The organism is Mycobacterium sp. E2699, assembly GCF_001666745.1.
Taxonomy (GTDB): Bacteria; Actinomycetota; Actinomycetes; order Mycobacteriales; family Mycobacteriaceae; genus Mycobacterium.
Genome location: NZ_LZJH01000091.1, coordinates 67,114 through 91,407 on the forward strand (window position 1 = coordinate 67,114; position 24,294 = coordinate 91,407).

Genomic DNA, 24,294 nt, shown 5'->3' on the forward strand with positions numbered 1-24,294 from the left:
GCAAAGTGCGCATCACGCGCGCCGTCACCCCCGCGGGCCCCGCTGAGGGTCTGCGTTCACTCACGGCGAACATGCCGTGCAAGCCGCTGACCTGCGGATAGTTACGATTAGAGCTTTCTGTGCGATAACGGATGCGAGGATGAAAGCTCGCGGGGCCTGGTAACCTCGACCGCAGACGGCAACCGTTGGGCAGTGTCGTCGCCGTTTTCCGACGGTGCATTGAATGGGGAAGGTATCCACAAATGGTGAAGCTGTCGTTGACCAAATTGGCCGCTGCCGCCGGCGGCGTGGCGTTCGCGTTGACGGCCGGCTCCGGGATCGCATCCGCCGATCCCCTGGATCCGGTCATCAACACAACCTGCAACTACGGGCAGGTCATGGCCGCGCTCAACGCGACCGACCCGGGAGCTGCCGCGCAGATGAACGCATCGCCGATCGCGCAAAGCTACCTGCGCCAGTTCCTTGCGTCGCCGCCGCCGAAGCGCATGCAGATGGCCCAGCAGATCCAGGCCATGCCGCAAGCCGCGCCGTACTTCAACGACGTGTTGTCGGTGGCCGGTAGCTGCAACAACTACTGAGCGAGTTCAGTAACCGCTGAGCAGGCGGCGCAGCCGGCCCAGCGCTTCGGGCCCGGCGGCGCTGCAGATTCGGGACGGGTTCCCGGGTCGACGACCCCAGAGCAATAGCACCCGCGCGGCCGCATCGGTTTCCAGCGTGGCCGGGCCTTCGGGCCCGGCCATGCCGATGTAGGTGTGGTCGGTGTCGGCGCTGACGACGACGTCGTCGCTGCCCGGCGCGCGCAGCCGGGCCGCTATCCGCTCACCCGCCCGTAATCCCTTGGCGCCCTTCGCAAGCAACGGACGCCCGACCGCCGTGACGCTGTGCGTGGTCATCCACGGCTCGGCGAGCCGGGCCTGGGCCGGCGGGTCATCCCCGGTGATGTCCCAACCGTGCAGGACGAGTTCTTCGCGCATGTGCTCGGCGAACCACGGCACCTTCATGGTCCGACCGGTCCACGCGACGTCCGTGTCCGCAGGGACGCCGTCGGCCGCCGCCGCGACCTCGTTGAGGGTGGCCATCCGCTCGTGCAGCGCGTCGAACAGGTCGGCGTCGCCCAGGGCACGCAACGGCGCCTCCCGCTCCTCGAAGCCGCGGGTGCCGACGGGGTTTCCCTCCAGATGCGCCCGCAGCACCCTGGCCAGCTCCTCGGCGTTGCCGGCTTGGTGGATGACGACGTCGCGGACCGTCCAAGCCTCGCACCAGGTGCCCGCGTCGGGCCGGCGCTGCTGCACCGCGTCCAGGAACGGTCGCCACTCCGGGAATCGATCGTGTTCTATGTGTCGCTTCACGGCCCCGGTATACCCGGGGGCGGTGACAGTTACGCCGCCAGCGGCGCGTAAGTCGTGGTGCGCTGGCGCGCGGGGCGACCGATGCCCTCGGCGATCGCGGACAGCTCCGCCGCGGTCTTCGCGGACCCGTGTTCGGAACCGGCCATCCGCGAGATGGTCTCCTCCATCAGCGTGCCGCCCAGGTCGTTGGCGCCGCCGTTGAGCATCACCCGCGTGCGGTCGACGCCGAGCTTGACCCAACTCGTCTGGATGTGGGAGATGCGCCCGTGCAACATGATCCGTGCCAGCGCGTGCACCGCCCGGTTGTCGCGGTGGGTGGGTCCTGGGCGCGCCGCGCCGGCCAGGTACAGCGGCGAGCTCTGGTGCACGAATGGCAACGGCACGAACTCGGTGAAGCCGCCGGTGCGGTCCTGGATGTCGCGCAGCACGTTGAGGTGGCCCACCCAGTGCCGCGGGCTGTCGACATGCCCGTACATCATCGTCGACGACGACCGCAGGCCCACCTCGTGTGCGGTGGTCACGATCTCGATCCACATCGACGTGGGCAGCTTGCCCTTGGTGAGCACCCAGCGCACCTCGTCGTCGAGGATCTCGGCCGCGGTGCCGGGGATGGTGTCCAGGCCGGCCTCACGCAGGCTGATCAGCCATTCGCGAACGCTCAACCCGCTCTTGGTCACGCCGTTGGCGATCTCCATCGGGGAGAACGCGTGCACGTGCATCGACGGCACGCGGGCCTTGACCGCCCGGACCAGTTCGGCGTACCCGGTGACCGGCAGCTCGGGATCGATCCCGCCCTGCATGCACACCTCGGTGGCGCCCTCGACGTGCGCCTCCCAGGCGCGGTCGGCCACCTCCTCGGTCGACAGCGAATACGCGTCGGCGTCACCCTTGCGCTGCGCGAACGCGCAGAACCGGCAGCCGGTGTAGCAGATGTTGGTGAAGTTGATATTGCGGTTCACCACGAAGGTGACGTCGTCGCCGACGGCGTCGCGCCGCAACGAATCCGCCAGCGCGGCAACGGCATCCAGCGCGGGGCCGTCGGCCGTCGCCAACGCCAGGTACTCGTCGTCGGTGCAGCGCGCGGGATCGCGCTCGGCCGACCGCAGCGCGGCGAGCACGTCGGTGTCCAGGCGTTCTGGCGCTTTGGCGCCCTGGGCCGCCAGCTCGTACACGCGCGCACGGATCGACTCCCAGTCGCCGAACGCGCTCTGTAGGTCGCTGCGGGCCGCGGTGTTGCGGCCCTGGGTGTCGATCGCCGCGTGCAGGTCGACCCGCCCGGCGGATTCGATGTCGTCGGGCTCCTGCCAGGGCATGCCCACCGGGTTGACGTCGCGGGCCAGGCCGGTCTGCGGATCGGCCAGCGCCGCAACGTGTCCGGACACCCGTGGGTCGATCCACGCCGCGCCCGCCTGCACGTATTTGGGCTGCGCGGTCAACCGCTGCACCAGGTCGTATCCGGCCTCCGCGGTGATCTTGGCCAGCTCGTCGAGGGCGGGCCAGGGCCGTTCGGGGTTGACGTGGTCGGGGGTCAGCGGTGAGACGCCGCCCCAGTCGTCGACGCCGGCGCCGATCAACGCCAGGCACTCCTCGCGCGACACCAGGTTGGGCGGTGCCTGGATGCGCATGCCCGGGCCGAGCACCAGCCGCGCGACCGCCACCGTCGCCAAGTAGTCCTCGATCCCGGCGTCGGGGAAGCCGGCCATCGCGGTGTGTTGCTTGGCCCGGAAGTTCTGCACGATCACTTCCTGGACGTGCCCGAACTCCTTGTGCGACTTGCGGATCGCCAGCAAGGTGTCGGCGCGTTCGGCCAGCGTCTCGCCGATGCCGACGAGCAGCCCGGTGGTGAACGGGATGGACAGCCGCCCGGCGTCGGTCAGCGCGCGCAACCGAACCGCCGGGTCCTTGTCCGGGCTGCCATAGTGCGCAAGCCCTTTCGTCTCGAACAACCGCCGCGACGTCGTCTCGAGCATCATGCCCATCGACGGCGCCACCGGCTTGAGCCGCGACATCTCCGACCAGGTCATCACGCCGGGGTTGAGATGCGGCAGCAGCCCGGTCTCCTCCAGCACCCGGATCGCCATCGCCCGGACGTACGACAGGGTGGAGTCGTAGCCGCGTTCGTCCAGCCAGTCCCGCGCTTCCGGCCAGCGGTCCTCGGGCCGGTCGCCGAGGGTGAACAGCGCCTCCTTGCAACCCAGTTCGGCCCCGCGGCGCGCGACGTCGAGGATCTCGTCGGGCTCCAGGTACATGCCGGCGCCCCGGGCGCGCAGCTTGCCCGGGACGGTGACGAAGGTGCAGTAGCGGCAGGTGTCGCGGCACAGGTGGGTGACCGGGATGAACACCTTGCGCGAATAGCTGATCGGCAACCGGCCGGCCGGCCCGCGGCGCCCCGCCGACTCCAGGCCCGCATCGCGCACCCGTGCCGCGCTCGCGCACAGGTCGGCGAGGTCCTCGCCACGCGCCGTCATCGCGACGGCCGCCTCGTCGAGGTTCAACGCGACCCCGTCCCGGGCCCGCCGCAGCACGCGCCGCAACGCCGACGCATCGGCCTTGGGCGGCGGAACGACAGGGCTGGGTAAAGCGACGGGATCCTGGCCCGGGGGCTCCGGTGTCAGCGGCACGTTGGTGTAACTTCCCCACGATCGAATTTCATCCGCCCGGCCCAGCCTGCGAACCGCTGGGCGACGGTGCCATATGCGCAACAGTAGCCCCAGGCCGCCGCCGGCCCTCGATCGACATCCCGGCCCCGGCGGGTCCCCTTTGCTGTGTGTTTGGCGGACTTGGCCGCTAACCAGCCGCGACCGCGTTACCATCCGTCCTATCTCAGGGAGGTGTGAGATGTCGTTCCTGTTCTCGGACCCGGAGGCGCTGGCCGCGGCGGCTTCGGACCTGTCCGGCATCGGATCGACCCTGAGCACCGCCAACACGGCGGCCGCGGCCCCGACGAGCGCGGTGGCGGCGGCGGCCGCCGACGAGGTGTCGGCGCAGGTCGCCGCGTTCCTGTCCCAGCACGGGCTGGGGTATCAGCAGATCAGCGCACAAATCGCCGAGTTCCACGAGCAGTTCGTCCAGACCTTGAGCGCCGGTGCGAGCGCGTACGCGGCGGCCGAGGCCGGCGCCGCCCAGAACCTCGCCGGTGCGGTGAACGCCCCCGCGGCGACGCTGCTCGCCGGCGGCGGCGGCGGTGTGGCCAGTGCGGCCGCTGCGGCCGGCGGAGCCGTGTCCGGTGCGGTCAGCCACGTCGAGAGCGTCGTGGCGGGCTCCGCGGGCGTCCTCAGCGCGGGCAGCGGGTTGCTCGGCGGCGGCGCCCAAGCGATCGTCAGCCAGGCCGGTGCGGCCGCCAGCGCGGTGTCCGGTGCGGCCCTCGGCGCCGTGTCCAGTGCGGCGAGTGAGGTCGAAAGCTTCGTGGCGGGCTCGGCCAATTTCCTCGAGGGCGCCGGGCTGTTCGGCAGCGTCGGCCAGGCCGCCGCGCTGCTGCTGGGGCCCACCGGGGGGATCAGGGTCTTGACCGCGGCCAGCGCGCTGCTGGCGCCGGCGGCCGTCACCAACGCCGCGGCGGTGTCGGCGGCGAACGCGTTCGCTCCCATCGCCGAGTCGATCGAGACCGCCTACCTGCTGATCGAGCCCTACGTGCAGTACGGCTTCGAGCTGGCCTCGTACGCGGCGGGCTGGCTGCCGTGGATCGGCTGGATAGTGGCGCCGCAGATCATGTTCTTCTACAACCTCTTCGAACCCATGGTGCAGAGCGGCCTGTTCAACATCCTCGACTGGTTGGGCGGCACCATCACCTTCGCCCAGGGGCTGAACAACTTCCTGACGGCCACCACGGCGTCGATCAACTACTTCATCCAAACCGAGATCAACTGGTTCTTGAGCTTCCTGCCGCCGCTCCCGCCGCTGCCGCCGTTCTTCCCGTAACCCGGCCGGTCAGCGGCGCCGACTGCGCCGCCACAGCACCCACACCGGCGGCGCGACCCCGAGCACGATCAGCAGCAGGGCCCCGTAGGCCATCAGCCCCCGGCCGCCCAGGATGACGTCGTCGGCGGGACCGCCCATGCTCATGACGGCCACCGCGAGAAGCCACGTCCACAGCGGCAGTGCGGCCACCCGCGCGGAGCTGGTCCACTGGCCGGCGGCCCAGACAAGCGCCGCGTTGAGCAGTCCGCTCAGCACCGCACTGATGGGAAACGGGACGGAGCCGATATACGAGGGCAGCAGCAGCGCGCCGGCGACTGCCGAGAGGATCCCGTCGACGGCCAGCAGCGCCAGGACAACGAAACGAATCGCGGGGTCCGTCGCGCCGCCGTTCTCAGCGGACGCGACGCGTGGCTTGGTTTCGGTCAGGTCGGGACGCTGTCGATATTGGAAAGGATCGAGCCGATGACCCACTGCAGGCTGTCGAGGCGGTCCTGCCAGTGCTGCTGGTTAGGGTCCAGGTCGGGGTCCATGCGAATTCCTTCCGTGGCTGCCTGTTTGGCAGCCTACCGCGTTGTGGCGGTGGCGAAACCCAGTCCCGCAAGCAGATCCGTTTCCCAGCCGCGCCCGTCGCGCTCCCCCGCGGCCCCGCCCACCAGGACGTAGTGCTCCTCGGCGAGGATGGGCAACGCCATGTTGTTCGACAAGGCGCAGGCCCGCCCGGTGGGGCCGACGACGACCTGCGTGGCGTGGGAGGCGAGCGCGGCCGTCTTGGCGGCGAGCGCCTCGGGCGCCGCCGCGACGACGGCGTCGATGGCGGAGTCGGCGTAGCCGAAGTCGAACTCCTCGTGGGGCGGGATCGCCCAGCCGGGCAGCAGGTCTTCGCGATCCAGCGCCCGCCAACCGGCGTGGAATGCGCTCTCCGCCAACACCGTCCAGTAGAACTTCGGCACCGGCCACGGCTCCCCGGGATAGTCGTCGCTGGAGCCTGCCGCGGCGACGGCCGCCGTCGTGACGGTGTGGGCGTGGATGTGGTCGGGGTGGCCGTAGCCGCCGTTGGGGTCGTAGGTCACGACGACGTGCGGGCGCTGCTCGCGGATGACGGCGACCAGCGCGCCGACGGCCTCCCGCTCGTCGGCGTCAATGAACCTGTCGCGCCCGCGTTTTGGGGTGCCCTGCATGCCGGAGTCGCGCCACCGTCCCGCGCCGCCGAGGTAGTGGGGCCCGTTGACGCCCAGCGCGCGCAGCGCGGCGGTGAGCTCGCCGATGCGATAGCCGCCGAGTTGGTCCGCGCGATCGGCGGCCAGCCCGGCCCACGGATCGCCGATGACCTCGCCCTCCTCGCCGAGGGTGCAGGTGACGACGCGCACCTGCGCGCCGCGAGCGGTGTAGTGCGCGATGGTGGCGCCGTTGCTGAGGCTCTCGTCGTCGGGGTGCGCATGGACGAACAGCAGCCGCGGGCTCTCGGGCATGGACGCACCCTACCCCGGAGGCGAGCAGCGGATAGGAACGCGGACGGCTACTATCGAGAAATGCCCCAGCTAACCCAGGACCGGAGTAGCACCCGGAGCCGCCGACGAGGCGAAGTGCTCGAACGTGCGCTGTTCGAGGCCACGTTGGCGGAGCTGGCCGAAGTCGGATACGGCGGGCTGACGATGGAAGGGATCGCCGCGCGCGCCCACACCGGCAAGGCCGCGTTGTACCGGCGCTGGTGCAGCAAGCACGACCTGGTGCACGCCGCGCTGGTGTACGCCCTGCCGCCACTGCCGGAGCTGCGCACCGGCCGGTCGGCCAGGGAGAACCTGTTGACGATGTTCACCTCCCACCGCGACATGCTGGCGGGCAAGACCAGCTTTCCCAGCCTGGACGTCATGCACCAACTGCTGCACGAACCGGAGATGCGCGCCATCTTCGCCGACGCCGTGGTGTGCCCGCGCCTCAAGATCGTCGAATCGATCCTGCAGGCCGCCGTCGACGACGGCGACCTCGACCCGGCCACCGTCACACCACTGACCGCTCGCGTCGGGCCGGCGCTGATCAACCACCAGTTCATGCTCACCGGCGAACCGCCGAGCCGGCGGGATCTGGCCGTCATCGTCGACACCGTGATCCCGCCGCGGGCGGGGGCCGAGAAGAACTAGGCCACGAACAGGCCGGCCAGGTCGGCGCCCGCGGCCAGGCTCTGGTCGAAGATGCCCTCCAGGCCGCCGATGTTGCCGCCGTTGAAGACCTGCGCCGAGGTTCCGGTCAGCAGCGTGCCGACGGCCGGCAGCTGAACACCGCCCAAGAAGCTGTTCACGGTCTGCTCGCCGGTGCCCAGGATCAGGTTGCCGACGTTGAAGACACGGTTCAGCGTGCCGTTCAGGGCCGAATTTGTCCCGAACGTGCCTGTCTCCCAAGCGATTTCGCTGTTCACCAGGTTGGTGTTGAACCCGGTCTCGGCGGTCAGCAGGTTGTCCAGGAAGTTGACCTGGCCCGACGCCAGGCCCTGCAGCCCGGCGGTCGGCGCCGCCACCAACGCCACTCCCAACCCCGTTGTCGGAAGCCCGGCGAACAGCGACCCGTTGAGCGCCGCGTTCAGCGACGCCTGCAAGCCTGCCGCGTTGATCCCCGCAGTCAACGCGGCCTGCAGGGAACCATTGCCGGTCAGCGAGGTCGCGATCCCGCTGATGAGGTCGAGGTCCCACAGGAATTTGGTGTCCAGGGCGCCCAGGAACCCGCCGAGGGTGCCGCCGGCGATCAGGTTGGCCGGGCTGCCGACGGCGAGGCTGGCAAGGATGGCGCCGGCGGTGGGCAGCTGCGCGCCCAACAGGCTGTCGAAGGTCACCTCGCCGGTGCCCAGCACCGTGTTCCAGAAGTTGAAGAAGCTGTCGAACATGCCACCGAACGCGCCGGTGCCGCCGAAGACGGCCGTCTCCAGCGCCGTCTCCTGGGCGACCAGGGCCGCGTTGAGGCCGAGCTCGTTGGTGATCAGGGCCGTGTTGAAGCCGAGCTCCATCGACTGCAGCTGGGCGAGGAACGCGGGCACGTTCGGCGCCGTCAACAGCACCTGCCACGGCGCCGCCAAGTTGGCGAACAAGGTGGGCAGCCCGGCCAGCCCGAGGCTCAGCCCGCCGCTCAACGCCAGGTTGAGCTGGGCACCGAGGCCCGACAGGCCGGCGGTGATGCTGGCGCCCAGGCTGGGACTGAAGCCGAAGACACCGCCCAGCGCCGCGAGCGCGGCGTTCAGGTTGGCCGGCAGGGTGATGCCGCCCATCAGCGCCGGCAGGCCCGCGCTCAGGTTGCCGATCAGCGATCCCCCCGTTTGCAGGGCACCGGACAAGGCGGTGCCGAGCCCCGACAGGCTGCCACCGAGGCCGCCCGACAGGGCGGCGTTGAGCGCGCCACTCAGCCCCGGCAGCCCGGCGCTCAGGCTGGTCACCAGCGCGCCGCCGGTCTGGGCCAATCCGGACAGCCCACTGCCTATATCCGCCGCCAGCGCCGCACCCAGCGGCCCCAGCCCCGACAGGCTGCCACCGAGGCCGGCCGACAACGCGGCGTTGAGCGAGGCGTTCAGCCCGGAAAGCCCGCCGCTCAGGCTGGCCGCGAGGCCGGGGAACGCCAGGCTCAGGCCGCCGATCAGGCCGGGCAGCCCGGCTCCGAGGTTCGCCACGAGCGTGTTACCCGCCTGGACCAGTCCCGACAGCCCATTGCCGAGGTCCGCGGACAACGCGGCACCGAGCGGCCCCAACCCCGCGAGGCTGGCGCCCAGGCTGCCCGACAGCGCGGCGTTCAGGGAGGCGTTCAGGCCGGAAAGCCCACCGCTCAGGCTGGCCTGCAGTCCGGGCAGCGCGGCGTTGAAGCCGCCCGCCAGGCCCGAAATACCGGTGCCGATGTTGGTGGCCAGCGCCCCGCCGGTCTGCGCCAACGCCGTCAGCCCGCCGTTCACGTCCGTCGCGATCGCCGCACCGAGCGGTGCGAGGCCCCCCAGATTGGCGCCGAGGCTGCCACCGAGGCTCCCCGACACCGCGGCATTGAGCGAGACGCCGAGCGCGTTGAGGTCGGCGCTCAGGCTCGCGCCCAGGCCGGCGAGCCCACCGCTGAGGTCGATGCCCAACGCGGGCACCGCGCTCGCCAGCGTCTGCACGACGTTTACTTCTGCGGCCGCATAGCTGGCCGCACCGCTCGTCAAACTTTGCACGAACTGCTGGTGGAATACCGCCGCCTGCGCACTCAGTTGCTGGTAGCCCGCGGCGTGCGAGGAAAAGAGCGCGGCAATTTCCGCCGAAACCTCGTCCGCGGCCGCGGGCAGCAGCCCGGTGGTCGCCACGGCGGCCGCGCTGTTGGCGGTGCCGATGAGGGAGCCGAGATTTGCCAAATTGCTTGCGGCGTCAGCGATTAGCTCTGGCGCAGCGATAAGAAACGACACTGAAGACCTCCCCGTCAGCACACGATGGTCGCTACCCCCCGTCGCCCGGTCGGGCGGGTATCGCGATAGCCGCAGCTTATCGAAATGGCGTCGTGAAAACGGTCGTTTGCAGTAACTCGGCCGAATGGCTGGCCGGTCAGATTAATCGTCATTAATTTGTTACTTGCGGTCCACGCGATCCACCGCGCGGCCATTTATAGAAAATGGTCGTTTTCAATTTTTGAAATGGATGGTTAGGGCCCGGTTTTTACCCATTGGCCGGCGTCGCCGACGATGCCGACCGGGACCGCGCCCGTGAGGCTGACGTTCTGCACGCTGGGACCGGCCGCGACGATCGTGGTGTCCTGCAGGATCGGCAACACCGTCGACATGTTCCACAGCCGCGGTTCGACCGCGGTGATCACATCGCTGATGTTCTTGGTGCCGTTGAGCGCGGCGTCGATGTTGGACTGGACGCTGCGATCGCAAATCCCGGTGAGGTTCGACGGCGCCTGGACCAGCGCGCCGGGCTCGGGCGGGCGCGGGGGCGGTGGTGCCGGGGTCGGCGCCGGTGGAGACGTCGCGGGGCTCGTGCCCGGGCTCGCGGGCGCCGGGCCCGCGGCGGGTGTGGTGGTCGGCGTGCTAGACGGTGACACCGTCGTCGTCTGCAGCGCGGGGCAACCGTAGCGCGAGGCCAGCAGGGTCGCCAGGTTCCCCCCGGCCCGGTGCCAGCCCACGATCGCGTCCACCTGGTTGTTGGTCAGCGCGTCGCGATACAGCGTCACCGGGTCGAGCGCCAGCACGGTCGCGTCGATGCCGACGTTGCGCAACCGGTCGGCGGCGGTGTTGGCCACCGCGACCGACGTCGGGTCGTTCGACGCCACCCCGATGGCCAGCGACAGCGGTTGGCCGTTCTTACTGATCCGGCCGCGGATGACCTCGGGCGGGCCGGTGCTCGCCGGGGCGGGGGTCGGCGAAGTCGACGAGTTGCTGTCGATCTGATAACCCGACGCCGACAGCAAAGCCAGCGCCGCCGGCGTAGTCATCGCCGGCGGAGCCGTCGGCTCGTAGCCGGGGTCGCTCGGCGAGCGGATCAGGGCCTGGTCCAGCGTGACGGTGTTGTCGCTGCCCGCGCCCACGGCCGCCAGCAGGTCAACGTCGAGCAACCCCAGGATCGCCTTGCGGACCTGGGCATCGGACAGCTTCGGCTCGCTGGCCCGCAGCGTGAGCTGCATGACCCGGGGCGTCACGATCCGGGCGGTGCGCACGTCGGGGATGGCCGAGAGCTGCGCGAACGCCGCGGACCCGCCGTGCACCTGGGCCACCTGGGTGTCGCCGTTGCGCACGGAATCGGCCAGCGCGGCGGGCGCGCCGGCGCGGCGGAAGAGGATCAGCGCGGGTTTGGCGGGCGGCCCCCAGTAGCGGTCGTTGCGGGCGAGCAGGATCTCGTCGCGCTGCGGGTCGATGGTCTCGACGCGGAACTGGCCGCCGGTGACCGGCAGGGCGCGCGCCAGCCCGGCCAGGAAACCGCCCGGCGCGTCCTTGATGATGTGTGCCGGCAGGATGTTGCTGAACAGCTCCTTCCAGGCCGGATACGGTTGCGCGAAGGTGACCACGGCCTGCTTGCCGCCCTCGAGCGATTGCACGCCGGTGATGAGGTCGTAGCCGGCCGGGTCGACCACGCCGGGCTGGCTGACCATCTGGCGCCACAGGTACCAGAAGTCGTCGGCGGCGATCGGGGCGTTGTCGGTCCACTGCGCCTCGGGCCTGATCTTGTAGGCCACCGTGAACGGGTTCTGGTTGGTCACCTCCGCGGACACCAACAGGGTCGGGTCCATCTCCCAGCGCGAGCCCGTCGGCGTGGTGGGATCCGGCACCGGCCGGAACGCGCTGGGCAACACCAGCGCGCTGATCGCCGCGTTCACCGGCGACAGGTCGGACAGCAGATGGGGGTTGAAACCGGCGCCGATCGAGTCGATGCCCATGATGATCTGAGTCGGCCGCTGCGGTGGCGGCGCCGAGTTGTGTGGCGTGTCGGTGCTCTGCGGGGCGGGCGGGGGGTTGACCGTGCACGCCGCCAGCACCACCCCGAACAGCGAGACCACCGCGGCCACCGTGAGGAAGAGGCGGCGGGCTCGTCTCGGCACGCCCATCAGGGTATCCAGCAGGCGCCCCGTAGCCCGTCGGGCCACGCGCGGCTAGCCCCGGGCCTTGGCCCGCGCCCGGCTGCGGGCCCGGGTGGTGGCGTCCAGTTCGACCTTGCGGACCCGCACGATCTCGGGGGTCACCTCGACGCATTCGTCGGGGGCGCAGAACTCCATCGCCTGTTCCAGGTCCAGCTCCAGCGGCTTGGCCAGGGTTTCCATCACGTCCGCGGTCGACGACCGCATGTTGGTCAGCTTCTTCTCCCGCGTGACGTTGATGTCGAGATCCTCGGGACGGGGGTTGATCCCCACCACCATGCCCTCGTAGGTGTCCTGGCCCGGCTCGACGAAGAACTGCCCGCGGTCGGCCAACTGCAGCAAGGCGAACGGCGTGATGGTGCCGGACCGGTCCGACACCAGGGAGCCGGTGTGCCGGGCCCGGATCTCCCCCGCCCAGGGCCGGTACCCGTCGAACACGGCGTTGGCGATGCCCGTCCCGCGGGTGAGGGTGAGAAAGTCGGTGCGGAAGCCGATCAACCCGCGGCTGGGCACGATGAAATCCATCCGCACCCAGCCGGCCGCGTGATTGGTCATCTCCTCCATGCGGCCCTTGCGGCCGGCCATCAATTGCGTTATCGCGCCGACGAATTCGTCGGGGCAGTCGATCGTCATCGCCTCGAACGGCTCGTGCAGCCGACCGTCGATGGTCTTGGTGACCACCTGCGGCTTGCCGACCGTGAGCTCGAAGCCCTCGCGGCGCATCTGCTCGACCAGCACGGCCAGGGCGAGCTCGCCGCGGCCCTGCACCTCCCAGGCGTCGGGGGCGCCGATGTCGACGACCCGGATCGACACGTTGCCGACCAACTCGGTGTCCAGCCGGTTGCGGACCATCCGCGCGGTGAGCTTGTGCCCGCTCACCTTGCCGGCCAGCGGCGAGGTGTTGGTGCCGATCGTCACCGAGATGGCCGGTTCGTCGACGGTGATGCGCGGCAGCGCGTGGGCATGGTCGGGATCGGCCAGCGTGTCGCCGATCATGATCTCGGGGATGCCCGCCACCGCCACGATATCTCCGGCCGCCGCGACCTCCGTGGGGTTCCGCTCGACGCCCTCGGTCGCGAGCAACTCGGTGATCTTGGCGCTGGTGATTACCGGCAACCCGTCGACCTCGCGCATCCAGGCGACCTGCTGGCCCTTGCGCAGCTTGCCGTTGTAGACGCGGATCAGCGCGAGCCGCCCGAGGAAGGCCGAGGCGTCGAGGTTGGTCACCAACGCCTGCAGCGGCGCCTCCGCGTCGCCGGAGGGCGGCGGGATGTGCTCCATCAACACGTCGAACAGCGGGTCCAGGTTGTCTCCCGCGGGCACCTCGCCGTTGGCGGGCTGCTCGGTGCTGGCCACGCCCGCCCGCCCGGACGCGTACAGCGTCGGCAGACCCAGGGCGTGCTCGGCCGCGGCGGCCGCCTCGTCGTCGAGATCCGATGCCACGTCCAGCAATAGGTCGTGGCTGGCCTCCACGACCTCGGCGATGCGCGCGTCCGGCCGGTCGGTCTTGTTGACCACCAGGATGACCGGCAGGTGGGCCGTGAGCGCCTTGCGGAGCACGAACCGCGTCTGCGGCAAGGGGCCCTCGGACGCGTCGACCAGCAGCAGCACCCCGTCCACCATGGACAGCCCGCGCTCCACCTCGCCGCCGAAGTCCGCGTGCCCCGGAGTGTCGATCACGTTGATGACCGTGACCGTCCCGTCGCTGTTGTGGCGGTGCACGGCGGTGTTCTTGGCCAGGATGGTGATCCCTTTTTCTTTCTCGAGGTCACCGCTGTCCATGATGCGTTCCTGGGTGTCGTCGCCGCGGTGGTGCAGCGCGCCGGACTGCCGCAGCATCGCGTCGACCAGGGTGGTTTTCCCGTGGTCGACGTGGGCGACTATGGCGACATTGCGGAATGGCACGTCGGTGATTCTGGCAGCGAGGGCCTCAGATAGCGAACTGGCCGATACGCGCCGGCTCCGCGGCGTTGAGTGTGCGGTGGCGGCGCACTGTGTGTAGTGGCGGTGCGCCGGGACGGCGTGTCGTCGCCCTGGGCGCACACCCGAAGCCCAGGATGCACACTGAATCGCCGGCCGGTCGTCACCAGCCGCGGCGTCGCGGCGCCGACCCGATCAATTCGTGCGTCTCAGCCACGTCGCGGCTGCGGTAGACGATGTAGGGCCGGAAGAGATAACCGATCGGCGCGCTGAAGGCATGCACAAGCCGGGTGAACGGCCACAAGGCGAACAACGCCAGGGCGATGGCCACGTGGATCTGGTAGTAGAACGCCGCGTGCGCCATCAGGTCACCGCGCGGATCGAGCAGCCAGATCGACCGGAACCAGACGGAAACGTTCTGCCGGTAGTCATGCGCCTCACCATGGGGCGTGGCACCCATCAGGGTGCAACTCAAACCGGCCACGATGGCGCACACCAACACCAGGTACATCAGCTTGTCGTTGCGGGTGGTGGCCCGGAATACCGGCCCGTGGGTGCGGCGACGATAGATCAGCAATCCGACGCCGGCCAGGGTGGCAAGACCGGCCGGCGCACCCAGCAGGAGCGCCTGTAGGTGGTAGAGGTTGTTGCTCATCCCCAGCGCACTGGTCCACGACGCCGGGACGAACAGGCCCATGACGTGGCCCATGATCACCGCGAGGCTGCCGAAGTGGAAGAGCGGGCTGCCGATCGACAACAACTTCGATTCGTAGATCTGCGACGAACGGGTGGTCCAGCCGAACTTGTCGTAGCGGTAGCGCCACCAGGTGCCGACGGCCGCGGCCGCCAAGACGACGTAAGGCACGTCGTCCCAGAAGATTTCGATCAATTTCAGGTGGACCAAGTCAGGCTCCCTTGGTGCGCTTCGGCGGGATGGTCAGGGTAAACGGTTGCAGCCCAACCGCTTCCGCGGGTGGGCCGCTCTGAGCCAGTCGTTGCGCCCGGCGCGCCTCCTCGTCGGTGGCGGGCGGCAGCGTCTGGCAGACCGCGGTGATCGCGTGCTGGTAGGGCGACCCGGCGTCGGCGAGGGCGTCCCGCAGCACCTCGATGGGAACCCGGTGCTCGACCAGCAGGCGGCGCCCGGCGCCGGGGTCGACGGTGGCGGCGAACTCGAGGACGACGGGTAGGTGGTCCGGCGCCTCGGCGCGGGGCGGTTCGACGCCCGCGTCGCGGTAGGCCGTGGCGAACGCCAGCATCTCCCGGCCGCGGTTGCGGGTGTCCCCGGCGGTCCAGTACGTCAGGTACATGGTGGTGCGCCGGCGCATGTCGAAGGTCTCGACGTAGCCCGTCTCGGCGGCCATCGGCGTCAGCGCCCGCAGGGCCGCGGCCGTGCGGCGCAGCAGCGCCGCCGCGGGCGTGTCGACGGGGCCCAGCAGCTGCTCGACGGTGCCGAGCCGATCGGCCAGCCCGTCATCGGGATAGGCGAGCAGCAGCGACGCCGCCTGCCATATCAGCCGGTCCTGCAGCGTCCGGTTGGCCGAACGGTCCCGGAGCGGGGCGAGCAGCCTCATCGCCCGCCCTCCGGGAACAGCCCGTCGGGCACCCCGTCGCCGTCCCACGTGAGCAGATTCACCCGCGTGCGACCGCCCCCGCCCAGCTGGCGCTGTTTGAGGGCGTGGAAGGTTTCCACCGCCACCGGCACCGGGGCGCCGCTGCCCTCGCCGAACGGGCCGGATTCGTACATCCCCGGACCGCCGTCGCCCGACAGCGAGCAGCCCATCTCCTCGAGATCGCGGGCCTGCGGGGTGAAGGCCGTTGGAATGACGTAGCGCTCTTCGTATTTCGCGATCGCCAGCAACCGGTACATGTCGTAGATCTCTTCTTCGGTCATGCCGACGGCGTGCGCGATGTGGGGCTGAGTCTCGCGCCCGAGGTTGATGTCGCGCATGTAGGAGCGCATCGCGGCCAGCCGGCGCAGCACGCCCTCGACCACGTGGGTGTCGCCGGCGGTGAACAGTTCGGCGAGGTATCGCATCGGGATGCGCAGCGCGTCCAGCGCGCCGAAAAGGTTGCCCAGGTCCTCGCCGTCGTGCCCGTCGCGGCTGACGGCGTCGACGACCGGCGACAGCGGCGGGATGTACCAGACCATCGGCATGGTCCGGTACTCCGGGTGCAACGGCAGCGCCACCTTGAACTTGTTGATCAGCGCGTACACCGGGGACCGCTGCGCGGCCTCGATCCACTCGTCGGCGATGCCCTCGGCGCGGGCGGCGGCGATGACCTCGGGATCGCTGGGGTCCAACAGGATCCGGCGCTGCGCGTCGTAGAGGTCCTTGTCGTCTTGCACCGCCGCGGCCTCGAGCACCCGGTCGGCGTCGTAGAGCACCAGGCCGAGATAACGCAGCCGGCCCACGCACGTCTCCGAGCAGATCGTCGGCAGGCCGACCTCGATCCGCGGGTAACACAGCGTGCACTTCTCGGCCTTGCCGGTCTTGTGGTTGAAATACACCTTCTTGTAAGGGCATCCGGACACGCACATCCGCCAGCCGCGGCAGCGGTCCTGATCGACGAGCACGATGCCGTCCTCGCTGCGCTTGTACATCGCGCCCGACGGGCACGACGCGACGCAGGACGGGTTGAGGCAGTGCTCGCAGATCCGCGGCAGGTAGAACATGAAGGTCTCTTCGAGCTTGAGGGTGATCTCGTCGCTGACCTTCTGCAAAATCGGGTCACCGGAAAGGATTTCGGGCGACCCGGCCAGGTTGTCGTCCCAGTTGGGTCCCCACGACACCTTCATCGGCTCACCGCTGATCAGGCTCCTGGGCGCGGCCGTGGGGAAGGTGTCACCCGCCGGCGCCGTCGTCAGGTTCTCGTAGTCGTAGGTCCATGGCTCGTAGTACTCGTCGATGGTGGGCAGCTTGGGGTTGGCGAAGATCCGCAACAGCTTGTGGATGCGGCCGCCGTCGCGCAACCGCAGCCGGCCCCTCTTGTCGCGGATCCAGCCGCCGCGCCAGCGGTCCTGGTCCTCGTAGGTGCGCGGATAGCCTTGCCCCGGGCGGGTTTCCACGTTGTTGAACCAGACGTACTCGGTGCCGCCGCGGTTGGTCCAGGCCTGCTTGCAGGTGACCGAGCAGGTGTGGCAGCCGATGCACTTGTCGAGGTTCATCACCATCGCGAGCTGCGCCATGACCTTCATGTCAGTACCGCACTTCCTGGCTGCGACGCCGCACCACGGTCACCTCGTCGCGCTGGTTGCCGGTGGGGCCCAGGTAGTTGAACGCGAACGAATGCTGGGCGTAGCCCCCGGCGAGGTGGCTGGGCTTGATGCGCACCCGGGTCAGCGCGTTGTGGTTGCCGCCGCGCTTGTTGTTGGTCTCGGTGCGCGGGGTGTCGACGGTGCGTTCCTGGACGTGGTAGACGTAGACCACGCCGTCGGGCATCCGGTGGCTGACGATCGCCCGGCACACGTAGACGCCGTTGGCGTTGACCGCCTCCACCCAATCGTTGTCCCGCACACCGATTTTCGCCGCGTCGCCGGGGCTCATCCACATTGTCGGGCCGCCGCGCGACAGCGACAGCATGTACAGGTTGTCCTGGTAGGTGGAGTGGAACGACCACTTCGAGTGCGGGGTCAGGTACCGCACGGTGAGGCCGATCCCGCCTTTACCGTCCGGGGTGGGACCGAGCTCCGGCTGGCCGAACAGCCGCGCCATGTCCAGCGGCGGCCGGTAGACGGGCAGATGCTCGCCGAGTTCCTCGACCCAGTCGTGCGCCAGATAGAAGTGCATCCGCCCGGTCAGCGTGTGAAACGGCTTGAGGTTCTCGATGTTGATGGTGAACGGGGCGTAGCGGCGGCCGCCGGTCTCACTGCCCGACCACTCCGGGCTGGTGATGACCGGGACGGGGCGGGCCTGGGTGTCGGCGTAGGTGATGCGGCGCTCCTCGCTGCCCTCGGCCAGGTGTGCCAGCCGCTGGCCCGTGCGCTTCTCCAGCTCGCGGAAACCCTCGACGGCCAGCCGGCCGTTCGTCGTCCCCGACAACAGCAGCAGCACGTCGGCCATCCGGGTGGCGGTCGTGATGGCCGGACGGCCCGCCGCGACACCGGAATTCATGACGCCGAACCGGGCGGCCAATTCCTCGACCTCCCGGAACGGGTGCACGGTGACGCCCTTGGTGGTCACCCCGAACTGGTCGACGAGCGGGCCCAACGTGAGCCACTTGTCGTAAATGGCGGTGTAATCGCGTTCCACCACCGTGACTTTGGCCATTGTGCGTCCGGGCACCGGGGTGGCGCCGGTGTGCAGCCAGTCCCGCTCGGTGCCGTCGGGATAGGCCATCGCGTCCGGGGTGTCGTGCTGCAGCGCCGTCAGCACCACGTCGCGTCGGGTGCCCAGGTGACGCTTGGCCATCGCGCTGAAGGCCCGGGCGATGGCGCCGAAAGCGTCGAAGTCCGAACGGGTTTCCCACGGCGGGTCGGTGGCGGCGCTGAACGCGTGTACGTAGGGGTGCATGTCGGTGCTGGACAGGTCGGCCTTCTCGTACCAGGTCGCCGCCGGCAGAACCACGTCGGACACCAGCGTCGTCGAGGTCATCCGGAAGTCGATCGACAGCATCAGATCGAGCTTGCCCTCGGGGATCTCGCCGCCGCACGCCACGTCGACGGGCCGCACCCCGTTCTCCGGGGGCAGGGCCTGCGCGTTGGAATCGGTGCCCAAGAGGTGGCGCAGGAAGTACTCCCCGCCCTTGCCCGACGAGCCGATCAGGTTGGCCCGCCACACGGTGAGCACCCGCGGCCAGTTGGCGGGATTGTCGGGATCGGTCACGGCGAGCTTGAGTTCGCGCCGCCCGAGCTGCTCGGCGACGTACTCGGCCGCGTCGAGGTCGGCGGCGCGGGCCTCGTCGGCGACCTGCAGGCTGGACCGGTCGAACTGCGGGTAGAACGGGCTCCAGCCCATCGCCACCGAGGAGGCCAGCAGGTCGATCGTGTGCTTGCCCGCGAACCGGCCGCGGCCCACCGGGCTGGCGAGCTTGTCCGCCCCGTACCCGTCGTAGCGCCATTGGTCGGTGTGCGCGTACCAGTACGAGGCGCCGGGCACCTGCCGCGGCGGGCGCGACCAGTCGGTGGCCATCGCCATGGTCTGAAAGCCGGTGAGCGGACGCACCTTCTCCTGACCGACGTAATGCGCCCAGCCGCCGCCGTTGCGGCCCATCGACCCGGTCAGCATCAGCAGCGCCAGCACCGCGCGGTAGATGGCGTCGCTGTGGAACCAGTGGCAGATGCCGCCGCCCATGATGATCATCGAGCGGCCGCCGGATTCCTCGGCGCTGCGGGCGAATTCCCTGGCGACGCGGATGGCCTGCGCGGCCGAGACGCCGGTGATCGGCTCCTGCCAGGCCGGGGTGTTCTGGTGCGTCGGGTCGTCGTAGCCGGTGGGCCAGTCGCCGGGCAGCCCGGGGCGTGCCACCCCGTACTGGGCGAGCATCAGGTCGAAGACGGTGCACACCAGGTGGTTACCGACGCGGCGCACCGGCACCCCGCGCGCCAGCGTGCCGCCCTCCCCGTTCACCGTGTCGAAGCTGGGCAGGTGGACGAGCGCGGTGTCGTGGGCCCCGATGACGCTGAGCGCCGGCGTCAGCTCCCCGAGGTCGAGGTTCCACTTGCCGACGCCGTCCTCGCCGTAGCGGAAGCCCAGCGAGCCTTGGGGAATGGCAACGGAATTCGTCACCTCATCGAAAACTGCGGGCTTGAGCGCGGCATTCTCGGAGTTTTCAGTGGTCTCGCCGACGTCCGCTGCCGTCAGGTTCTTGCCGGGCACCAACATGTCGCCGCGCTGCTCGAGCTTGATCAGGAACGGTAGGTCGGTGTAGCGGCGCGCGAAGTCGGCGAAGAACGGAACCTGGTTGCGCACATAGCATTCCGACAGGATCACGTGGCCCATCGCCATGGCCAGCGCCCCGTCGGTGCCGGCGGCGCACGGCATCCACTCGTCGGCGAACTTGGTGTTGTCGGCGTAGTCGGGGCTGACCGTCACCACCTTGGTGCCGCGGTAGCGGGCCTCGGCCATCCAGTGCGCGTCGGGGGTCCGGGTGATCGGGACGTTGGAGCCCCACATCATCAGATACGCCGCGTCCCACCAGTCCCCGGACTCCGGCACGTCGGTCTGGTCGCCGAATACCTGCGGCGAGGCCACCGGCAGGTCGGCATACCAGTCGTAGAACGACGTCATCGCTCCGCCGATCAGCTCGTAGAACCGCGAGCCGGCGGTGTACGACACCATCGACATCGCCGGGATCGGCGAGAAGCCGGCGACCCGGTCGGGGCCGTAGGTCTTGATGGTGTGCACGTGCGCGGCCGCGATCATCTCGGTGGCCTCGGCCCAGCTGATCCGCACCAGCCCGCCCTTGCCCCGCGCCCGCTGATAGCGGCGACGGCGCTCCGGGTCGCCCTGGATGTCGGCCCACGCCAGTACGGGGTCACCCAGCCGGGCCTTGGCCTCGCGGAACATCTCGATCAGCACGCCGCGGGCATAGGGATAGCGCACCCGGGTGGGCGAGTAGCTGTACCAGGAGAACGAAGCCCCGCGCGGGCAGCCGCGCGGCTCGTATTCGGGCCGGTCCGGACCCACCGACGGGTAGTCGGTCTGCTGGGTCTCCCAGGTGATGATCCCGTCCTTGACGTAGATCTTCCACGAGCACGATCCGGTGCAGTTCACCCCGTGCGTGGAGCGGACGACCTTGTCGTGGCTCCACCGGTCGCGGTAGAAGACGTCGCCCTCACGGCCGCCCTGCCGGGTGACGGTGCGCAGATCGGCCGAGAACTCGCCGGGGGTGAAGAACCGCCCACTGCGTTCGAGTAGCTCCTCGAGCGGACCGCCGATATGAGGTGTGACAGTCAAGCGCTAACCCCTCCTACTCGGTTGCGTCGCGCCGCGTGCTCGGGCCGTGAGTCGCTCGCCGATCCGCCCGTAGGGCGGCGCCGGCGCACCACCATAGGTCGCGGACGATGAGCCCGCCAGGCACGCCGGGCGCGGGCTGTCATTGAAGGCCCGAGCCGTCAACGTGGGTGTTCTGCATCGACGAATGTTCGGAGTCGTTACCGGCATGCAAATCGAGGTTACGGCGATTTGACGTTATTACCTTCCGATTTCACGCGTGTCAGCTGCGATGGCGCTGTACGTTCGCTGCAGGGAGTCTGTGGGCTGGTTATGAGGCTGCTCACAGCGCTCGGGCCAGGTCGCCGAGCCAGCCGCGGTCGGCGGGCACCCAGTCGACGTCGTCCAGTTCCGCCGCCGTCACCCAGCGCAGCGCCTGATGGTCGCGCGGGTGCGGTTCCCCGTCAAGCAGCCGCACCCGATAGGCCCGCAGCGTCGTCGTCGCATTGAGCGCGATGTCGGCGCCGAGGCGTTCACCCACCGCGATGTCGCCGATCTGAAGGCCCAACTCCTCGGCCAGCTCACGGGCCAGCGCGTCGGGCTCGGTTTCGCCGGGCGAGACCTTGCCGCCGGGCAGTTCCCAGCGCCCGGCCAGTTCCGGCGGCCGGACGCGCTGCGCGACCAGGACCGCGGTGCCGCGGATGATCGCCCCGGCGACGACGATCTGGGTCGGCATGGCCAGTGACGGTATACGGTCGGGGTATGGCTGTGTTAACGGATGAGCAAGTGGACGCCGCACTGCCCGAACTCAATGGCTGGGAGCGTTCCGGCGGCGCCCTGCGCCGGTCGATCAAGTTCCCGTCGTTTCTGGACGGCATCGAGGCGGTGCGCCGGGTGGCCGAGCACGCCGAGAGCAAGGACCATCACCCGGATATCGACATCCGTTGGCGGACGGTGACTTTCGCGTTGGTCACGCATTCCGCGGGCGGTATCACGCAGAACGACGTCGACATGGCGCGCGACATCGACGGGATCGTCGGGGACTAATCCTTGGGCGCGCGTCGGCCGGTGGCAGCGATCCAGATCAACGTCGCCACCGCCGCCACGATGTAGGTCAGCCCCGCCCAGGCCAGGTACCACGGCCGGCTGACCTGCCAGATGGTCGGTTGCGCGAAGCTCAGCAACCAGGGCACGCCGACGATCGTCAGCGCCAGCCACCCCCACCCGACGATGCGGGCGCCCGGCCGCTCCCGCGGTGGCCCGTGAATCGCCCAGATCATCAGGGGCACCAGCCACACCCAGTGGTGCGTCCACGAGATCGGCGAGAGCAGCAGCCCGAACAACTCCACCACCAGCAACTTGCCCAGCCGATCGGAAGGCTCCAGCGCCCGCCACGCCAGCAGCGCCAGCAGGGCGGTGACGGCGATGGCGGCCAACACCACAGGGCCGAAGCCGGCGTCGTGCCCCAGGATCCGCGAGATGCCGCCGCGCCAGGACTGATTGAACGAAGTGGCGATCGGCCCGACCCGATGCGCGTCGCCCAGCAGCTTGGTGAAGTAGTAGCGGGTCTGGTCGCCGACGACGAGAACCGACACGCCTACGGTCGCCAGGAACACGACCGCCGAGAACGCCGCCGCGCCCCAGCGCCGAACGCCGAGGAGGTAGACGCCCGAGATCGCCGGCGTCAGCTTGATCCCGGCCGCCACGCCGACCAGTAGCCCCGACAGCCACCACCGCGACGTGTAGGCCGCCCCCAGGACCGCCAGCATGAGCAGCACGTTGACCTGCCCGTAGTCGAAGGTGCTGCGCAGCGGCTCGATCCAGATCGTGATCGCGGTCCACAGCATCGCCAGACGGTGACCGGCGCGGCCGGGGCCGCCCATGAGGCGCTGGCTGATCCGGATGGCGCCGTACAACGCCGCGATGGTGGCGATTTGCCACAGGAACGCGACGAGGCCGAAGGGCAACAGGTGCAGGGGGTAGAAGACGACCGCGGCGAACGGCGGGTAGGTGAACGGTAGCGGGAAGTCGGGCGTCTGGTCGGCGTAGACGTAGCTGTACAGCGTGCCCGGGTGGTCGATCGCCGCGGCGCCGCCGAGGTAGACGTGCAGGTCGACGAAATTCGCGCCGTTGGGCACCAGGTACGTCCACGCGAGTCGCGCCGCCACGCTCACGATCAGCAGCGCCGGCGCGGCCGCCCGAAGCAGGCCGGGCAACCGCCGCGTGAGGGGTGCCGCCGGGGCGGCCGTGCTGGTGTCTACCCGCCCGACTTTAGCGAGCGCCCCGTCGATTGTGGGCCGCCCGGTCACCGCCGTCACTCGTATCGGTAACGATCAAATAAATGCCACACGTGTCACTTGAGTCACACCAGTATCAAAGTAACTTCGGCGCCGGACCCAGTCGTCGAACACCAGGGAGAGTCATGCCAACCATCTGGACCTATTTGCGAGCGACCGCCGTCGTAGTCGGTTCGTCCGCCGCGCTATTGACGGGCGGTATCGCCCACGCCGACCCCGTGCCGGCCCCGCCCGTGCCGAACATTCCGCAGCAGCTGATCAGTTCGGCGGCCAACGCGCCCCAAATCCTGCAGAACCTTGCCACCGCCCTCGGCGCGACGCCGCCGGCGGCGCCCGCCGCCCCCGGCATCACGTTCCCGGGCTTGCCCTCGGCGACCGCACCCGCGCAGTCTCCGGCGGCCATCCCGTCGATCCCGGGGCTCACCCAACCCGCCGCCCCCACCGCTCCGTCGGCGACGTCGGCGATCCCGGGGCTCGGCTCGATCCCGGGCCTGACGCAACAGGCTCCCGCGGCACCCGCCGCCCCGGCCGCACCGTCGATCCCGGGCCTGCCGGCCATCCCGGGGCTGGGGGCACCGGCGGCGCCGGCGACCCCCCCGGCGCCTCAGATCCCCCAGGCGAAGGTCGACATGCCGGCCCTGCCGTCCGGCCTGCCGGTCAACGTGCCCGCGCAGCTGACGCTTCCGCAGGACCTGACGGCGCTGGCCACCGGGCAGGCTCCGGCCGCGCCGGCGGCACCGGCTCCGGCGGCACCGGCCCCGGCCGCATCGGCGCTCAACCCGATGGCTCCGCTGCTTGCGGCCATCCCCTGAGCAACACCGTAGGCAGCAAATCCACAACCTAGACCGGAGGGCATCGTGGTAAGCACTCGCAATCTGTCCAAAGGTGTGGCCGCTGTCGTCACGGCGTCGGCTGCCGCGTTCGGGTTCTGCCCGAGCGCGGCGGCCGACCCGGCGGCGCCGCAGCCCACACCGCAGGCGAACACCAGCCAACAACTACCGGGCCTGCCGGCGCTCTCGGAGCTGAGCCCGATCATCCAGCAGGCGGCCAGCAATCCCGGGCAGGCGACCCAGCTGCTCATGGCCGCCGCGCAGGCTTTCACCCACAGCCCGACGGCGCCCACGCAGTCCAAAAACGTTGCGGCGTCGGTGAATCAGTTCGTGCAGGAGCCGGGCGCGCCGGTTCCCGGTGCGCCCGCACCCGCGCCGGGCGCCGCCACCCCGCCCGACATCGCGCCGGTGCAGCACGTGCCGCCGGCGGGCATCGAGCCGGGTCTGCAGTCACACCTGCCGCCGGGCATCGATCCGGCCCATGCCGCCGGCCCCGGGCCCGCCGCCGCGCCGGCACCGGCACCGGCGGCAACACCCGGTC

Annotated in this window: 18 protein-coding genes and 1 pseudogene; 6 read left to right on the top strand and 13 right to left on the bottom strand. The window is 70.0% G+C overall.

Features of this window, described 5'->3' with window-relative positions; all coding sequences use genetic code 11:
- Positions 1-245 precede the first annotated feature (245 nt).
- Positions 246-578: a hemophore-related protein gene (locus A5696_RS16840; protein ID WP_067881329.1), complete on the top strand. Its 333-nt coding sequence runs from the start codon at positions 246-248 to the stop codon at positions 576-578.
- A 6-nt stretch (positions 579-584) separates the two neighbouring features.
- Here the strand turns inward: A5696_RS16840 and A5696_RS16845 are convergent, their stop codons facing one another.
- Together A5696_RS16845 and A5696_RS16850 are read right to left on the bottom strand one after the other, a co-directional pair.
- Entirely contained in the window at positions 585-1,349 is a 765-nt protein-coding gene (locus A5696_RS16845) for a maleylpyruvate isomerase N-terminal domain-containing protein (RefSeq protein WP_067881259.1), read from the bottom strand.
- Positions 1,350-1,378: 29 nt separating this feature from the next.
- Positions 1,379-3,964 carry a bifunctional FO biosynthesis protein CofGH gene (locus A5696_RS16850; RefSeq protein ID WP_156738444.1) on the bottom strand — a complete coding sequence of 862 codons (2,586 nt, stop codon included), beginning with the start codon at positions 3,962-3,964 and terminating at the stop codon, positions 1,379-1,381.
- Between the two features lie 223 nt (positions 3,965-4,187).
- On the opposite strand from A5696_RS16850, the gene A5696_RS28915 reads away from it, so the two are divergent.
- Positions 4,188-5,267, top strand: coding sequence for a PE family protein (locus A5696_RS28915; protein WP_067881265.1), 1,080 nt, complete (start codon positions 4,188-4,190; stop codon positions 5,265-5,267).
- 9 nt (positions 5,268-5,276) lie between these two features.
- Here A5696_RS28915 and A5696_RS16860 read toward each other — a convergent pair whose 3' ends face one another.
- Both A5696_RS16860 and mshB read right to left on the bottom strand, forming a co-directional pair.
- Positions 5,277-5,738 (bottom strand): hypothetical protein, encoded by a 462-nt coding sequence (locus A5696_RS16860; RefSeq protein ID WP_067881267.1) that lies wholly within the window; start codon positions 5,736-5,738, stop codon positions 5,277-5,279.
- A gap of 92 nt (positions 5,739-5,830) precedes the next feature.
- Positions 5,831-6,736 carry an N-acetyl-1-D-myo-inositol-2-amino-2-deoxy-alpha-D-glucopyranoside deacetylase gene (gene mshB / locus A5696_RS16865; RefSeq protein ID WP_067881271.1) on the bottom strand — a complete coding sequence of 302 codons (906 nt, stop codon included), beginning with the start codon at positions 6,734-6,736 and terminating at the stop codon, positions 5,831-5,833.
- Between the two features lie 60 nt (positions 6,737-6,796).
- Here mshB and A5696_RS16870 point away from each other — a divergent pair, with 60 nt between their 5' ends.
- Complete coding sequence (locus A5696_RS16870) at positions 6,797-7,405, top strand: TetR/AcrR family transcriptional regulator (protein ID WP_067881274.1); 609 nt, start codon at positions 6,797-6,799, stop codon at positions 7,403-7,405.
- On the opposite strand, the gene A5696_RS28920 is transcribed toward A5696_RS16870, so the two are convergent.
- The 8 genes from A5696_RS28920 to A5696_RS16910 form a co-directional block, all read right to left on the bottom strand.
- A complete protein-coding gene (locus A5696_RS28920; RefSeq protein WP_369803360.1) occupies positions 7,402-9,693 on the bottom strand; it encodes a PE domain-containing protein in 2,292 nt (763 codons plus the stop codon). The two genes, A5696_RS16870 and A5696_RS28920, sit on opposite strands and share 4 nt — an antisense overlap.
- Positions 9,694-9,905: 212 nt before the next feature.
- Positions 9,906-11,804, bottom strand: a complete 1,899-nt coding sequence (locus tag A5696_RS16880; RefSeq protein ID WP_067881280.1) for an ABC transporter family substrate-binding protein — start codon at positions 11,802-11,804, stop codon at positions 9,906-9,908.
- 45 nt (positions 11,805-11,849) lie between these two features.
- Positions 11,850-13,739 carry a translational GTPase TypA gene (gene typA / locus A5696_RS16885; RefSeq protein WP_067881282.1) on the bottom strand — a complete coding sequence of 630 codons (1,890 nt, stop codon included), beginning with the start codon at positions 13,737-13,739 and terminating at the stop codon, positions 11,850-11,852.
- 178 nt (positions 13,740-13,917) lie between these two features.
- Positions 13,918-14,658 carry a respiratory nitrate reductase subunit gamma gene (narI, locus tag A5696_RS16890; protein ID WP_067881290.1) on the bottom strand — a complete coding sequence of 247 codons (741 nt, stop codon included), beginning with the start codon at positions 14,656-14,658 and terminating at the stop codon, positions 13,918-13,920.
- A 1-nt stretch (position 14,659) separates the two neighbouring features.
- Entirely contained in the window at positions 14,660-15,325 is a 666-nt protein-coding gene (gene narJ, locus A5696_RS16895; RefSeq protein WP_067881293.1) for a nitrate reductase molybdenum cofactor assembly chaperone, read from the bottom strand.
- On the bottom strand, positions 15,322-16,950 hold the full coding sequence (narH, locus tag A5696_RS16900) for a nitrate reductase subunit beta (protein ID WP_067881297.1): 1,629 nt from the start codon (positions 16,948-16,950) through the stop codon (positions 15,322-15,324). Before narH ends, narJ begins: the two co-directional genes overlap by 4 nt.
- Before the next feature lies 1 nt (position 16,951).
- Positions 16,952-20,650 carry a nitrate reductase subunit alpha gene (locus tag A5696_RS16905; protein ID WP_067881299.1) on the bottom strand — a complete coding sequence of 1,233 codons (3,699 nt, stop codon included), beginning with the start codon at positions 20,648-20,650 and terminating at the stop codon, positions 16,952-16,954.
- Between the two features lie 319 nt (positions 20,651-20,969).
- Positions 20,970-21,362 carry a (deoxy)nucleoside triphosphate pyrophosphohydrolase gene (locus A5696_RS16910; RefSeq protein WP_067881302.1) on the bottom strand — a complete coding sequence of 131 codons (393 nt, stop codon included), beginning with the start codon at positions 21,360-21,362 and terminating at the stop codon, positions 20,970-20,972.
- A 26-nt stretch (positions 21,363-21,388) separates the two neighbouring features.
- Here A5696_RS16910 and A5696_RS16915 point away from each other — a divergent pair, with 26 nt between their 5' ends.
- Complete coding sequence (locus A5696_RS16915) at positions 21,389-21,673, top strand: 4a-hydroxytetrahydrobiopterin dehydratase (RefSeq protein WP_067881304.1); 285 nt, start codon at positions 21,389-21,391, stop codon at positions 21,671-21,673.
- Here A5696_RS16915 and A5696_RS16920 read toward each other — a convergent pair.
- A complete protein-coding gene (locus tag A5696_RS16920; RefSeq protein WP_082969050.1) occupies positions 21,670-22,935 on the bottom strand; it encodes a mannosyltransferase in 1,266 nt (421 codons plus the stop codon). The two genes, A5696_RS16915 and A5696_RS16920, sit on opposite strands and share 4 nt — an antisense overlap.
- 113 nt (positions 22,936-23,048) lie before the next feature.
- Between A5696_RS16920 and A5696_RS16925 the strand changes: the two genes are divergently transcribed.
- Complete coding sequence (locus A5696_RS16925; RefSeq protein ID WP_067881309.1) at positions 23,049-23,735, top strand: hypothetical protein; 687 nt, start codon at positions 23,049-23,051, stop codon at positions 23,733-23,735.
- Positions 23,736-23,780: 45 nt separating this feature from the next.
- Positions 23,781-24,294 (top strand): annotated as a pseudogene (locus tag A5696_RS16930) (hypothetical protein); the annotation flags it as partial.